This window comes from Curtobacterium sp. APC 4022 (assembly GCF_030407555.1).
In the GTDB taxonomy this organism is placed as follows: domain Bacteria; phylum Actinomycetota; class Actinomycetes; order Actinomycetales; family Microbacteriaceae; genus Curtobacterium.
Map to the genome: position 1 here is coordinate 1 of NZ_JASDDD010000015.1, position 13,724 is coordinate 13,724.

Genomic DNA, 13,724 nt, shown 5'->3' on the forward strand with positions numbered 1-13,724 from the left:
CGCGGACGGTGACGGGGCCGAGGGCCTCCGGCGTCAGCTGCACGGTCAGGACGTGCTCGCCGGGGCCGGCGTGCGCGAGGGTGAACAGGGGGCGTGCGAGCTGCTGGGCGACCGGCTGCGGTGCGGTGGCGGGCAACGTCGGGGCCGACGGGGCTGCGGTGGACGTGCTGCTGACGGTCGCCGTGGTCGCGGGGACGGCAAGGACGACGGGCGCGTCGACGGGCGCGTCGACGGTGCCGGGGCCGGCCGGGAGGCTCGCCCCACCCTGGTCCGCGCCGGCTGCGGTCGGGACGTGGCTGGCCGGGGTGGCGGCCGTCCCGGCTGCGGCTGAGGCGGCCTGCGCGCCCGGGAGCGCGGCGGCTGTGTGCCGGACCGCGGGGTGCTGGCCGGCCGCGGTCACGGTCACTGCTGCTGCTGCCGGTTGTCCGGCGGGAGCGGTGGGCTGGGCTGCGGCGGTGGCACCGGACGCGAGGGCGGCCCCGGTCGGTGCCGTGGCCGGAGTCCCGACGACGCCGGCCGCCGGAGCGGTGGACGAGGCGGCGGAAGCCGTCGCGGACGACGACGCGGTCGGGGCCGCCGGAGCCGTGCTCATCGCGGCAGCGACGAGCGACACCGTGTTCAGCAGGGCCGCGTTCGACAGTGCCGGGTTCGACAGGGCCGGTGTCGGCGTGCCGGTCCCGGCGACCGCGGTGTGGTCCGGTGTCTCCGCGGCCGCATCATCACCGGTCGTGGCGGTGGTCGCGGGCGCGGCGACCGTCCCCGCTGCTAGGTCTTGTTCGACGACACCCTGAACGGTGCCCGTGCCCTCGCCGGCCAGTGCGGCGGCGACGCCCGGCGTGAGCACGTTCGCGACGGACTGAGCGACGGGCTCCGTCGTGGCGGCGTCGCTCGTGACGGCGTCGTCGTCGTCCGTGGCTGCACCGGTCGCGGCAGCCCCCGGGTTCCCGGTCGTCGGCGTGACGAGTCCGGCGGCGCTGGCCGTCGGGCTCATGACCGTCGCAGATGGGGTGCTGTTGTCCCTGGTCGGCTCCGGTCGTCCCCGGTCGCGCTCGGCCGATCCGGACACCGCGGACAGCGCGGCTCCGAACTCGGCGCCGGACCGGGCCTCGGCAGCGCCGGAGCGCTCCCCCGCCCCGCGCGGCCGCATCACGGCCGGCACCGGTGTCAGCGGCGCACCCGTCAGGAGCGCGTTCATGCGGCGCTCCGGGCGAACAGCGACTGCAGCGCGGCCATCTGCATGTCGGTGGTGTTCGTGGCGCTCGGCGCACCGACCGAGCGGGCGACCTGCGCGGCGGAGGTGACCGCAGCCTCCTGGCCGGACGGCACGATGCGACGGATCGTGGCGATGTCGGAGTCCTTGTACCAGTTGTCGACGATCCGGACGTCCTTGCCGGGGTGCGGGGCGTGCAGGACCTTGCCGTCGCCGACGTAGATGACGATGTGTCCCTCGCCCTTGGGGATGATGAGGTCGCCGGGCTGCGCCTGTGCCAGGGACGGCACCGCGACGCCCATGTCGGCCTGGTCCGGCACGACCCGGGGCATCGTGACGCCCAGGTCCTTGAACACGGTCTGCACCAGGCCCGAGCAGTCCATGCCGGCGCGGGTCTCGCCGCCGAACACGTACGGCACGCCCAGGTACTTCTTCGCGGCGGCGACGACGGCGTCCCCGGTGGCTCCGCTGCCGGTGGCGAGGGTGCCACGACCGGCGTCGACGGAGGTGGCGGGTGCGGCGGTGGACGCCGCTCCGGCTCCCGTGGTCCCAGCGGCCGTGGCGGCGGAACCGTCGGCCGTCCCGAGCGCGGAGCCCGAACCGGCCCCGCTCTGGGTCGCGAGGGCGTCCGCGAAGGTGGAGGCGGCCGCGGACGACGCGGCGGCAGACCCCGCGGCGGTCCCCGCGGTGCCGCTCTGCAGCGTCTCGATCTGGCTGCGGATCTCACTGATCCGCGACAGCACGGCGTCGATGCTCATCGGTGTCCCCCCTCGGTGCGGCGACGGGCCGCGATCTCGTCGAGTGCGTTCTGTTCGGTGCGCAGGTCCTCGGCGGTGACCCGGGTGGTGTGCTGGCCCTCGAGCTTCTCCAGCCCGAGTGCCGAACGGCGTGCGGCGTTGTAGGTCTGCTGCGCCTGGTCGGCGTCGGCGCGGCGGGAGCGGACGACGGCGTCGAGTTCCTCGAGCATCCCTCGGGTCGCCGCACGGGCCGAGGCGACGGCGCTGAGCGTCGCCGCGTCGGTGATCGTCGACGGTTCGTCGTCCAGGGTGCGGCGTGCGGCCATCCGGGCGTCGGCGGCGTCGCGGACCCGGCCGTTGGCGTCGGCGAGGGTCGCGGCGGCACGGTCCTGCTCGGCGTGCCGCAGGCGCAGGAGTCCGGCGAGCGGGAAACGGCGGGCCATCAGAGCACCCCTCCGCCGACGCCGAGGGTGCGGACGAGCCCGGCCAGGCGCTCCCACGACCCGGCGGCGGTGACCTGCTCGGCCATGCCCTGCCGGAGGAAGCCGTCGATGGCGTCCTGGTGGTCCACGGCGGCGTCGACGAGCGGGTTCGTGCCGCGCTGGTACGCGCCGACGTCGAGCAGGTCCTGCGCGGCGCGGCGTGCGGCCATGACCTTCCGGAGCGCGGTCGCGGTCGCACGCTGCTCCGACGTCGTCACCTTCGAGGCGACGCGGGAGATCGAGCCGAGGGCGTCGACGGACGGGAAGTGCCCGGTGACGGCGAGCTTCCGGTCGAGCACCACGTGCCCGTCGAGGATGCTGCGCGCGGCGTCGGCGATCGGCTCGTTGTGATCGTCGCCGTCCACCAGGACCGTGTAGATCCCGGTGACGCTGCCGACCCGGTCGGTGCCGGCCCGCTCGAGCAGTCCGGCGAGCACCGAGAACGTCGAGGGCGGGTAGCCCCGGGTGGCCGGCGGTTCTCCGACGGACAGACCGATCTCACGCTGGGCCATCGCGACGCGGGTGAGCGAGTCCATCATGAGAACGACGTCCTGCCCGGCGTCGCGGAAGGACTCCGCGATGCGCGTCGCGACGAAGGCGGCACGGAGGCGCATCAGCGCGGGCTCGTCGGAGGTCGAGACGACCACGATCGAGCGCGCGAGGCCCGCAGGCCCCAGGTCGTCCTCCAGGAACTCCCGGACCTCGCGGCCGCGTTCGCCGACCAGGGCGATCACGTTCACGGCGGCGTCGCTCCCCCGCGCGATCATCGACAGCAGCGAGGACTTGCCGACGCCGGAACCCGCGAACAGGCCCATGCGCTGCCCGCGGCCGACGGTGGTCAGGGTGTCGAGCACCCGGACGCCGAGCTGCATCGGGGTGTCGATCCGGGTGCGGGCCATCGCGTTCGGGGTGTCGTGGTCGAGCGGCACCCAGGCATCCGCGGCGAGCGGGCCACGGTCGTCGATCGGCCGCCCGAGCCCGTCGAGCACCCGCCCGAACAGCCCGCTACCGGTCGGCACGAGCACGGGGCGGCCGGTCGAGCGGGCCGGGGTGCCGGCGGTGATGCCGGTGAGTCGGCCGAGGGGCATGCAGCGGACGCCGGTGGCGTCGGTGGCGACGACCTCGACGGCGGTCTGCGGGGCACCCTCGGCGCCGACGGTGATGACCTCGCCGACGTGTGCGTCGAGTCCGGCGATGGTGAGCCCGAGGCCGACGGCGCTCGTCACGGTGCCGACGCGCTGCGGCCGGGCGGCGTGGAGTGCGTCGTCGAGGCCGCGCGGACGCAGCAGGGTCGCGGCGGTCACCGGGTCCCTCCCAACGCGACACGGGCCCGGGCGAGGGCGGCGTCGATCCGTGCGTCGAGCAGTCCGTCGGGCAGGTCCACGACGGCGTCGCCGTCGCGCAGCGTCGGGTCGGCGACGACCGGCACCGGGACGGCCAGGTCAGCGACGGCGGCGGCGTCGGCCGGGCTCAGCCGGACCGCGGTCACGACGGGTGCGGCGGCCACGTCGAGCGCCCGCCGGAGCGTCGCCTCGGCCGCGGCCGACGGGCCGCCGACGACGGTGGGGTCGGTCCGGGAGGCCCGCACCGCGTACCCGACGACGGCCTCGGCCAGGTCGACGGCCGCGCTGGCGACGGACTCCTCGGCGGCGGCGAGCACCGGCGCGACCCGGTCCCGGAGCGCCGCGGCGGCCCGTTCGAGGACGGCGAGCCGGTCGACGACGAGCGACTCGAGGTCGGCGAGTCGAGCGGCGTGCTCGGCGTCCATCCGGGCGCGGATCGCCTCGGTCTCGACGTGCGCGGCCCGGAGCCCGGCGGCGTACCCGGCAGCGTGGCCGCGGACGTCGGCGCTGGCGGCGCGGCGGGCCAGGGCGGCGTCGGTGATCACCGGGAACGCCAGCGGGGCGAAGGGCTCAGTCAACGAGCTCGTCCTCCTCGGTGCGGTGGACGGTGATGACGCCCTGGGCCTCGAGCTCGCGGACCGAGCGGACGACCTCGGCACGCGCCTCCTCGACCTGCGACACCCGGACCGGGCCCATCGACTGCAGTTCGTCGTCGAGCAGTTCGCGGTTGCGCTCGGACACGTTCGCGCGGATCGTCTCGACGACCGGCGTGGGCGCCCCCTTCATGGCGGTGGCCAGGGTCTTCGAGTCGATGCCGCGGAGCACCTGCTGGATGTCGCGCGACTCCAGCTTCACGATGTCCTCGAAGGTGAGCATCCGCGAACGGATGTCCTCAGCGAGTTCCGGGTCACGGGCCTCCAGACCGTCGAGGACGGCCTTCTCGGTGGCGACGTCCGAGCGGTTGATGATCTCGACCAGTGGTGCGATGCCGCCGACGACCTCGACGCTCTCGCGCGGCGAGACGACGGCGCCGGCGCGTGAACGCAGGACGCCGGCGACGATGCCGACGGACTCGGGTGTGGCGGTGCCCATGGTGGCGAACGCCTGCGCGACGTCGGTGCGGACTCGCTCGTCGACGCCGGCGAGGACGGCGCTCGCCTGCGCCGGCCCCAGGTGGGCGAGCACGAGGGCGATGGTCTGCGGCAGTTCGCCCTCGAGCAGGGCGATGACCTGCCCGGGTTCGGCGTCGTCGAGGAACTCGAACGACTGGCCGGCGAGGTTCGACGCCAGCCGGTCCATCACGCCGGCCGCGCGCTCGGCGCCGAAGGACGCCTCGAGCAGACCGAGGGCGGTCTCCTTGCCGCCGCGACGGCTGGTCCGGCCGGTGCGGGTCAGGCGGTGGAACTCGCCGAGCGTGCGGTCCACGACCTCGTCGTCGACCCGGCGCATCCGGACGATCTCCTGCGAGATCTCCTCGGCCTCCAGCTCGGTGAACTGCTTCATCACCTCGGCGGCACGCTCGGTGTCCATCTGCATGAGGATCAGCGCGACCTTCTGCGCCCCGGTCAGCGGTCGGTCGGTGCCGGGCGCGGGGACGACGGCGCTCACACCGACGCCCGGTCGTCGAGCAGCCCGCGGAGGAGCTCGGCCGTGCGCTTCGGGTCGCGTTCGGCGAGGGCGGCGATGTCCTGGCGTCGACGTTCCGCGGTGATCTCGTCCGTGGTCAGGACCTCGGTCGGGGCGTCGTCGTGGGGCAGCGCCTGGAGCGCCACGGTCGGGGCGTCGCCGGCGGCGAGTCCGGTGCGGACGTCGGCGGGTTCGACCGCCAGGGGCAGCGGGAACGCCTCGCCGAACGCGTCGAGTTCGCCGAGGTCGACCTGCTCGCGCTGCTGGCGGCGACCGCGTCGGGTCAGGAAGACCATCAGGGCGATGAGGGCCAGGACGATCCCGACGACGATGCCGGCGGTGCGGATCGCCGACCAGAGCGCCTCCTGCTGGTCGGCCTGCTGCTGTGCCTCGAGCGCCTTCGCGGCGTCGTCGGCGGCGCTGGTGTCGAAGTCCATCATCGCGACCTTGACCTGGTCGCCACGGGTCGCGTCGACGCCGGCCGCGTTCGCCACCAGGTCGTTGATGCTCTGCAGGTTGACGCCCTGCACCGACTTCGCCTTGGAGTTCAGTGCGACGGAGATCGTCTGGCGGTCCATCGCCCCGGCCGGGATCTGCGTGGTCTCGGTGGTCTTGTCGACGGCGTTGTTCTTCGTCGCGGACTGGTTCTCGTACCCGCCGTCGCCCGTACCGGTCCCGGTCTTGGCGGTGCCGTTCGGGACGGCGATGTTGTCCGGGCCGAGGACCCCGGTCGCCCCCGCGCCGGCACCGCTCGCACCGGCGCCGTACTGCTCCTTCGTGGACGACTCGTTGAGCGCCACCGGGCCGGTCGTCGGCGTGGTGAAGGACTCGGTCGTGCGGGTGCCGGAGTTGTCGCTCATGGTGGCGGCGACGACGACGCTGGCGTTGCCCGCGCCGAGCGTGGTGTCGAGCAGGTCCTGGACCTTCTTGCTCGTCGCGGCGTCGTAGTCGGCGGCCTGGTCGGTGCCGGAGCCGGTCGCACCGGTGCCCACGGCCGACAGGGTCTGGCCCTTCTGGTCGACCACCGAGACGTCGGTCGGCTGCATGCCCTCCACCGCGGCACTGGTGAGGTGCACGATCGCCTGGACCTGGTCGGTGTCGAGCTGGGCCCCGTTCTTCGTCGCGATGAAGACCGACGCGGTGGGGTCCTTCTCCTCGGACACGAAGACCGACTTCTTCGGGATCGCCAACTGCACGCTCGCGGTCTGCACGCCGTCCATCGCGGAGATCGTCTTGGCGAGCTCGCCCTCGATCGCGCGCTTGTAGGTGACGTCCTGCTGGAACTCGGAGCTCGTGACGCCCATCGTGTCGAGCAGCGAGTAGCCGCCCTCGTTCGACGACGGCAGTCCGTTCGACGCGGCCTTCAGCCGCTCCGTGTAGACCTTCGACTGCGGCACGAGGATCGTCGCGCCGCCATCGGTGAGCTGGAACGGCACGCCGTCGGTGGTGAGCTGGTCGGTGACCGAACTGGCGTCCGCCGCGGCCAGGCCGGTGAACAGCGGTGCGTACGACGGCTTGCCGAGCCAGGACGCGAGCGCGATCCCGCCGAGCACGAGCGCTGCGACGCCGATGATCGCGATGGTCCGCTGTGCGGCGGTGAACCCCTTGACGTACGCGCCGAGTCGGCCGAGCACGTTCTGCATGCCGGCGGGCATCAGGCCTGCATCCGCATGATCTCGTTGAACGCGTCGACGCCCTTGTTGCGGACGGCGGCGACGAGTTCGAGGGTGACCTGGGCGCGGGTGGACGCGATCGTGGCGTCGTGGATGTCGTCGAGGTTGCCCGTGACCGCCTTGAGCGCGAGCGTCTTCGAGTCGCTCTGCAGCTGCTGCAGACCATCGACCGCGTTGCCGAGGGACGCGGCGAAGCCGCTGCCACCGGTTCCGTCGGTACCGGAGGTGGCCGAGGTGCCGATGTCGCTGCTCGTCCCGGAGACCGAGGTGAGCGCGTTCGTCATGGCGTTCGTGGTGACGCCGTTCACGCCGTCGATGGGCATCAGTTCTTCCCGATCTGCAGTGCCGCCTCGTAGGCGGTCTTGGCACGGTCGACCACGGCGGCGTTCGCCTGGTAGCCGCGCTGGGCCATGATGAGGTCCGCCATCTGCGTCCCGAGGTCGATGTCCGGCATCCGGACGTAGCCCTCGGCGTTCGCGAGCGGGTTGTCCGGGTCGTAGGTCACGCGTCCCGCGGCGCTGCCGAACGCGGCGCCCTTGACGTAGGCGCCGGAGACGCCGTTGCCCTCCTGGACCTCGACGTAGCGGGCCTGGAACGCGGAGTCGTCCATCGAGCGGACGGTGTTGACGTTGGCGATGTTGTCGGAGATCGCGTCGAGCCACTTCCGGTGCACGGTCATGCCGGTGCTCGCGATGCCGATCGCGTCGAAGGTCGTCACGAGTTGGTCCGCATCGCCGCACGGACCTGGGTGAGCTCGGAGTTCATCGCCTGCGTCGCGAACTGGTAGCGCAGCACGGTGTCGACGTTCGAGAGCGTCTCCTCGTCGAGGTTGACGTTGTTGCCGTTCGTGTTCGTCGGCTCGAGGCTCCGCGCGACGGTCGGCGCGGTGTGGCCGTTGCCCTCGACGACGGACTTCGCGAGCGCGTCCTCGAACTGCACCTTCTCGGCGTGGTAGTTCGTGGTGTTGATGTTCGCGATGTTGTTCGCGATGACGCGCTGGCGCATCGACAGACCGTCGAGTGCGCTCTGCAGCGCGGCAGACGTCACGGAGTCGAGCACGGATGGGTCCCCTCGTCGGGCGCCGTCCGGGGACGTCGCCGTGGCGGTGGTGGCCGATCCGTGGCCGGGTGGTCGAGCGATCCGTGCTCGACAGGGGCTATCGGCGGCGGTCCCGAGCGGTGTTAGCGCTCGCCCCGAACGGGGGCCGGTGCGCCGGCTACGCGCTCGCGTCGAGGTAGACGGCGGCCTGCGGGGTGCGCGTGGCGTCCACCGCACGGAGCGCGCCGAGGTGCTCGAGCGTCACCCGTCGGGCGTCCTCGACGGCGGTGATCCGGTCGCGCTGCGCGGCGAGCAGCCGGGAGGCACGCCCCACCAGGTCGCGCGGGACCGGTCCCAGCCCGGTCGGCGCGGACCAGGGGGTCGCGGTGCCCGCGGTGGTGCCGTCGACGGTCGTGTCGGTGCCGGTCGTGTCGGTGCCGGTCGCGTCGGTGCCGGTCGTGTCGGTGCCGGTCGCGTCGTCGAGGGTCGCTTCGAGGTCGGCGAGGGCCGCCTCCCAGCGGGCGTGCGCCGTCGTGTCCTCGGTGGACCGAGGTGCCTCGGCCTCAGGCGACACCGAGCGCCCCGCCCGCGGTGTGCTGCGGCGCGACCGGGGTCGCCGGCAACGCGGCCGCGGCGTCGTGCCACGCCTGGCGGAGCGGGTCCAGGATCCGGATGCAGTCACGGGTGGCCTGGACGTCGCGGTGCACGTTCGCGGTGATGAGCGACGTCGACGCGTAGTTGTAGACGGCGAGCAGTCCCTCGCCGCCGTCCCACACGTCGATCTTCAGCGTCGAGGACAGCTCCCCCACGATGGCCTGCGCGTGCAGGAGCTGCTCGCGGGCGGCGTCCCAGTCGGCGGCGACCTGGGCGCTCTCGGCCCGGTGCAGGTCGAGCAGCAGCCGGTCGTAGAGCATCGTGACGAGCTGGGCCGGCGTCGCCGACAGCACCGCCTCGTTCGTGTACTGGGCGCGGCGCTGGTCGGTGACGGTGCGCGGCTTCGCGGCCTGCCGGAAGGCGGCGGACCCGCTCAGGTCGAAGGCGTTCATGACGGTTCTCCTACGGCTCACTGGGACAGCGACGAGAGCTGACCGGCGAGCCAGCTGGACTGCGACTGCAGTTTGCTGAGGCTGGTCTCGAGCGCGGCGTACTGCGTCTGCAGCGTCGCCCGGCGCATCGTCAGTCGGTCGGTCCACGAGTCGATCTGCGTGTTGAGGTCCTTGACCACGGACTGGTTCCCCGCGATCGCGGTCGTGATGGAACCGGTGTACTTGTCGCTCGCGGCGGTGGCGGCGTCCGAGACGGCCTGCGCGACACCGGACATGATCGCCTGCGTGCCGACGGGGTCGGCGGCCAGGGCCTTCTGGAACGCGGCGGCGTCGAAGTCGAAGTCGCCGTCCTTCGAGATGACGATGCCGATCGACGACGGTGACTTCCCGTTGACCGGGGTCGACATCGCACTCGTCAGCCGCTGGACGGCCGACCGCGTGGTGGCGTCGCCGAGCAGGACACCGGCGGTGGTGCTCGTCGTCCCGCTCGTCGGACTGGTCGTGCTCGTCACACCGGTGTTCGACGAGTAGTACGACGTGACCGCGTTGAGCGCGTCGACGAGCCCGGAGGCCACGGCCTGCGCCTTGGTGCTGTCACGACCGACCGTCACCGTGGTGGGGTCCGTCGACACCTTCGACACCGTGACGCTGACGCCGGGCAGCAGGTCGGCGAACGTGTTCGTCCCACTCGTGATGGTCTGCGCCGCAGCCGTCCCGCCCCAGAGCGTCACCGATGCGTCGGAGGCCCGGGTGACGACGGCCGCACCGGGCTCGGCGAGCACGTCGGTCGCGGTGCCCGCGGTGACGTCCGCGGCGGTCCCGCGGTGCAGGGTGAACCCGTTCGCGGCGCCCGTCGCGGTGCTCGTCAGCTGCAGCCGGTAGAGCTTCGTGCCGCTGGCGTCGGTCCCCGCGGCGACCTTCGTGGCGGTGACCCCGGCCGCGGAGCCGTTGATCGCCGTCACGGTGTCGTCGAGCGAACCCGATGCCGGCGTCACGGTGGTGCTCGTACCGTCCGGCTTCGTGAACGTCAGCGCCGACGCGGTGTCCCCCCAGGACGACATCGCGGCGGTGACACCGACCTGCGCGGCGGCCGTCTGACCGACCGTGAAGGACACGGAGCCGGCGGTGGCGGTCGCACTCGCCGAGACGGTGGCGTTCGCGGCGCTCGACGACGCCGTGAACAGGTCGAGCGAGCCGGGCTTCGCGGCGGCCGCGGCCTTGGTGGCCAGGGACTGCACGAGCCCGTTGATGGTCTGCAGCGACGAGATGAAGGAGTTGGTCGTGGTGACCTTCGCCTTGAGCAGCGTCTGCGGGACCTGTTCGACGCTCATCAGCGAGTTGATGAGGTCGGTGGTCTTGAGCCCGGAGACCAGACCGTCGATCGCGAGCGAGCTGCTCGTCGCGGACGTGGTGGACATCGCTGGCTCCCCGGTGGTCGGCGGCTCGGAGGACGGGTGGACCGACCAGGTTCAGTCGGCAGGGGTGGACGCCACCACCGTGGAGCACCCGAACGGCTCCGCGGTGGTGGCGACCGGTGCGACTAGCGGAGCAGCGACAGGACGCCCTGCGTGCTCTGGTTCGCCTGCGCGAGCATCGACGTGCCGGCCTGGCTGAGGATGTTGTCGCGCGTGTACTTGACCATCTCCTCCGCCATGTCGACGTCGGTGATGCGGGACTTCGCCGCGGTGAGGTTCTCCTTGGCCACGTTCGTCACGTTGATGGCGTGGTCGAAGCGGTTCTGGATCGCACCGAGGTTGGAGCGAGCCGAAGAGACCGACGCGATCTGCTTGTCGATCGCGACGATGGCCGCCTGAGCGTGGTCTGCGGTGTCGAACTGCAGACCAGTCGTAGCGTCGCCGGCCTTACCGGAGAACGTGGCGGTGTCGCCGTCCAGCGGGCTCGTTTCGGCGACGGTGCCGCCGTCGACGGCACGAACGTTGACCCCAGTGGTGGCGCCGTTGGCGTCCTTCACCGCGGTGGCGGTGTAGGCCTTCGAGAAGTTCACGTCTCCGTTGAGAGCGGTGACGAACTGGTCGACGGTGCTGAAGGCGACGTCCTTGTTGTCCTTGTCCACGCCCGCGTTCAGCGCCCCGGTCGTGATGGTGGTCGTCGAGACCGGGTCAGTTCCGCCCTTCGGCGTGACCGACGAGGAGAACGAGAAGGTCTTGCCAGTGAGGTCGCCGAGCTTCGACGTGTCAATGGTGAACGCGGTGCCCTCAGACTGCGTCGCCCCGAGGCCGTCGACGACCTTCTGCACGTTGGCACCCGACAGGTCGACCGCGATCTGGCTGTCGCTGCCGGCGTTCGCGCCGACCTGGAACTTCAGCGTGCTGTTGTTGTTCAGCAGCGAGGTGCCGTTGAAGTTGGTCGACGTGGCGATGCGGCCGAGCTCCTTCTGGAGCTGCCCGACCTCGGTCTTGATGGCGTCGCGCGACGTGGCGTTGTTCGAGTCGTTGCCAGCCTGGACGGCCAGGTCGCGCATGCGCTGGAGGATCGAGTGGGTCTCGGTGAGGCCACCTTCAGCGGTCTGCACGACGGAGATGCCGTCCTGCGCGTTGCGGGCGGCGACCGTGAGGCCACCGACCTGGGACTTCAGTCCCTCGGAGATCGACAGACCGGCAGCGTCGTCGGCAGCACGGTTGATGCGGAGGCCGCTCGAGAGCTTCTCGAGGGACTTCGACAGGTCGTTCTGCGTCGCGTTGAGGTTCCGGTACGTGTTGAGTGCCGAGAGGTTGGTGTTGATGGACATACCCATGATGTGTTCCTCCGTGAAACTGGGCCGATCGTCAGTCCGTCCGTGGGCTGACATGTGTCCCTCTCGGCCGTGTGGCAGGAGGCGTTAGACGATCCGTCGGACGATTTCGCCGCCGTCGGACCGTCGGACGGTCAACTGGCCGCGACCCGCCCGACCGCGGTCGCGTCCTGCACCGCGCGGGTGATCCCGGCGGCGGCGTTCGTGGCGACGCGGGCGAGGTACGCGCTCCGTCGGGCCGCGGTGGTGCGGGACGCCGGCTCGGGTGCGAGCCCGCCGTCGCCGTAGTGCTCGGCGAGACCGTCACGGAGCAGGCGCATCGCTTCCGACCGCTGCTGCGAGACGGCGGAGTGGGTGATGCCGAGCTCGGCCGCGACGTCGGTGACGGTGCGGTCGCCGAAGTACACGGCCTCGACGATCAGGCGCATCCGGTCGGGCAGCGCCTGCACGGCGGCGACCAGGTAGCGACGCTTCTCGGCCTCGAGCAGGTCCTCGCCCGGCAGCGGCAGGTCGGCGGCGACCGTGTCGTGGACGGTCTCGTCGATCGGGCTGACGGTGCGGGCGGCGTCGGTGAGCGCGTCCACGGCGGTCTGGCGGTCGACACCCATCGCGTCGGCGATCTCCTGCGGGGTGACGCGACGTCCGAGACCGGCGGAGAGCGCCTCCTGGGTGGCGAGGGTCTCGCGGATGCGCTTCCGGGTGCCGCGGCTGGCCCAGTCGCCGGCGCGAAGGTCGTCGGCGATGGCACCGGTGATGCGGGTACGGGCGTAGGCGCCGAACGGCACACCGAGGGTCGGGTCGAAGGCGTCGGCGGCCTGCACCAGGGCGACGGAGCCGACCTGTCCGAGGTCGTCGCGGCTGAGGTGTGTGGCGCGGGCGCAGGTCTCGGCGACGATGTAGCCGACGAGCGGCAGGTGCTCGACGATCATCGCGTTGCGTGCGGTGCGGTCCATGGTGTTCCCCTGGTCGTCCTGTGTGGCTGACCCGTCCGTGGGCATGACGAACGCCGGCGTCGGGACCGCCGGGTACGTCGGAGAACCGCGGGGGTCCGTCCCCGCGGTGCGCTCATGCCTGGACGCGAGCCCTGGACACGAGTCGGGGTTGTCCCCCGGTGCTGATCTCGAACCTATCGGCTGCCTGAGTGCTCAGGGAGTCCCTCTCCGTACCCAGTGCGGGGGTGGGTACACCCCAGCCCTGTCCTCACTTCGGCGGACATCGGACAGTTTGTCCCCCGATCGGAGGACGTGGGCGCCGGCGCTTACGCCTTGGCCGTCCCCGTCGATAACTCCTGGTGACCGCAGCCGGCGGTCGCCTGATCCCGGAGGGAGCTGATGAGCGTGAACGACCTGTCCGCCGTCCTGTGGCGCGAACGCGAATTGCTCGAACTGCTCACGTTCAAGCTCGAGGAGGAGCAGCTCCTGCTCGCCGCCGGGCGCTCCCGGTGGATCTCGCACGCCAGCCGAGAGGTCGAGCAGGTCCTCGACCGGCTCCGCTCCACCGGTCTCGAGCGCAGCGCCCAGAGCGCCGCCGTCGCCGAGGAGTGGGGCATGCCCTCCGACGCTCCGCTCCGCGAGGTCGTCGCCGCTGCCCCGTCCGGCCCGTGGGGCGAGATCCTGGCGTCGCACCTCGCCGCGATGCTCGAGCTCACCACCCGCATCGGTTCGCTGCGGGACGAGAACGACCGCTTCCTCCGCGTCGCCGCACAGGCCACGCAGGAGACCCTCGCCGGCACCGTGACGGACGCCGACACCTACGACGCCAGTGGCTCCTCCGGCACGGCCACCGACGGCGCACGGCTCTTCGACGGGAACCTGTAG

The 13,724-nt window shown here is 72.2% G+C and carries 16 protein-coding genes; 1 reads left to right on the plus strand and 15 read right to left on the minus strand.

Annotation, left to right across the window (positions count from 1 at the left end; genetic code table 11):
- The 15 genes from QL987_RS06870 to QL987_RS06940 all read right to left on the minus strand — a co-directional run.
- On the minus strand, positions 1-1,195 hold a 1,195-nt coding region (locus tag QL987_RS06870), incomplete at its 3' end, for a hypothetical protein (RefSeq protein WP_290156898.1).
- Positions 1,192-1,968 carry a C40 family peptidase gene (locus tag QL987_RS06875; RefSeq protein ID WP_290156899.1) on the minus strand — a complete coding sequence of 259 codons (777 nt, stop codon included), beginning with the start codon at positions 1,966-1,968 and terminating at the stop codon, positions 1,192-1,194. The genes QL987_RS06875 and QL987_RS06870, both read right to left, overlap by 4 nt.
- Positions 1,965-2,390 carry a flagellar FliJ family protein gene (locus QL987_RS06880; RefSeq protein WP_290156900.1) on the minus strand — a complete coding sequence of 142 codons (426 nt, stop codon included), beginning with the start codon at positions 2,388-2,390 and terminating at the stop codon, positions 1,965-1,967. Before QL987_RS06880 ends, QL987_RS06875 begins: the two co-directional genes overlap by 4 nt.
- Positions 2,390-3,733, minus strand: a complete 1,344-nt coding sequence (locus tag QL987_RS06885; RefSeq protein WP_290156901.1) for a FliI/YscN family ATPase — start codon at positions 3,731-3,733, stop codon at positions 2,390-2,392. Before QL987_RS06885 ends, QL987_RS06880 begins: the two co-directional genes overlap by 1 nt.
- Positions 3,730-4,350, minus strand: a complete 621-nt coding sequence (locus QL987_RS06890) for a hypothetical protein (protein ID WP_290156902.1) — start codon at positions 4,348-4,350, stop codon at positions 3,730-3,732. The genes QL987_RS06885 and QL987_RS06890 overlap by 4 nt, the downstream gene beginning before the upstream one ends.
- Positions 4,343-5,380 carry a flagellar motor switch protein FliG gene (gene fliG, locus QL987_RS06895; RefSeq protein WP_290156904.1) on the minus strand — a complete coding sequence of 346 codons (1,038 nt, stop codon included), beginning with the start codon at positions 5,378-5,380 and terminating at the stop codon, positions 4,343-4,345. Before fliG ends, QL987_RS06890 begins: the two co-directional genes overlap by 8 nt.
- On the minus strand, positions 5,377-7,053 hold the full coding sequence (fliF, locus tag QL987_RS06900; protein WP_290156905.1) for a flagellar basal-body MS-ring/collar protein FliF: 1,677 nt from the start codon (positions 7,051-7,053) through the stop codon (positions 5,377-5,379). Before fliF ends, fliG begins: the two co-directional genes overlap by 4 nt.
- On the minus strand, positions 7,053-7,394 hold the full coding sequence (fliE, locus tag QL987_RS06905) for a flagellar hook-basal body complex protein FliE (RefSeq protein WP_290156907.1): 342 nt from the start codon (positions 7,392-7,394) through the stop codon (positions 7,053-7,055). The genes fliF and fliE overlap by 1 nt, the downstream gene beginning before the upstream one ends.
- Positions 7,394-7,789 (minus strand): flagellar basal body rod C-terminal domain-containing protein, encoded by a 396-nt coding sequence (locus tag QL987_RS06910; RefSeq protein ID WP_111044204.1) that lies wholly within the window; start codon positions 7,787-7,789, stop codon positions 7,394-7,396. Before QL987_RS06910 ends, fliE begins: the two co-directional genes overlap by 1 nt.
- Complete coding sequence (locus QL987_RS06915) at positions 7,786-8,130, minus strand: flagellar basal body protein (RefSeq protein ID WP_221851975.1); 345 nt, start codon at positions 8,128-8,130, stop codon at positions 7,786-7,788. The genes QL987_RS06910 and QL987_RS06915 overlap by 4 nt, the downstream gene beginning before the upstream one ends.
- A 157-nt stretch (positions 8,131-8,287) precedes the next feature.
- Entirely contained in the window at positions 8,288-8,683 is a 396-nt protein-coding gene (locus QL987_RS06920) for a hypothetical protein (protein ID WP_290156910.1), read from the minus strand.
- A complete protein-coding gene (fliS, locus tag QL987_RS06925) occupies positions 8,673-9,155 on the minus strand; it encodes a flagellar export chaperone FliS (protein ID WP_111073320.1) in 483 nt (160 codons plus the stop codon). The genes QL987_RS06920 and fliS overlap by 11 nt, the downstream gene beginning before the upstream one ends.
- A gap of 17 nt (positions 9,156-9,172) precedes the next feature.
- On the minus strand, positions 9,173-10,573 hold the full coding sequence (gene fliD / locus QL987_RS06930) for a flagellar filament capping protein FliD (protein WP_290156911.1): 1,401 nt from the start codon (positions 10,571-10,573) through the stop codon (positions 9,173-9,175).
- A 122-nt stretch (positions 10,574-10,695) separates the two neighbouring features.
- Positions 10,696-11,910, minus strand: a complete 1,215-nt coding sequence (locus tag QL987_RS06935; protein WP_290156912.1) for a flagellin — start codon at positions 11,908-11,910, stop codon at positions 10,696-10,698.
- Positions 11,911-12,041: 131 nt separating this feature from the next.
- Positions 12,042-12,860, minus strand: coding sequence for a sigma-70 family RNA polymerase sigma factor (locus tag QL987_RS06940; RefSeq protein WP_111073685.1), 819 nt, complete (start codon positions 12,858-12,860; stop codon positions 12,042-12,044).
- 378 nt (positions 12,861-13,238) lie between these two features.
- Between QL987_RS06940 and QL987_RS06945 the strand changes: the two genes are divergently transcribed.
- Positions 13,239-13,724: a flagellar protein FlgN gene (locus QL987_RS06945; protein WP_111073317.1), complete on the plus strand. Its 486-nt coding sequence runs from the start codon at positions 13,239-13,241 to the stop codon at positions 13,722-13,724.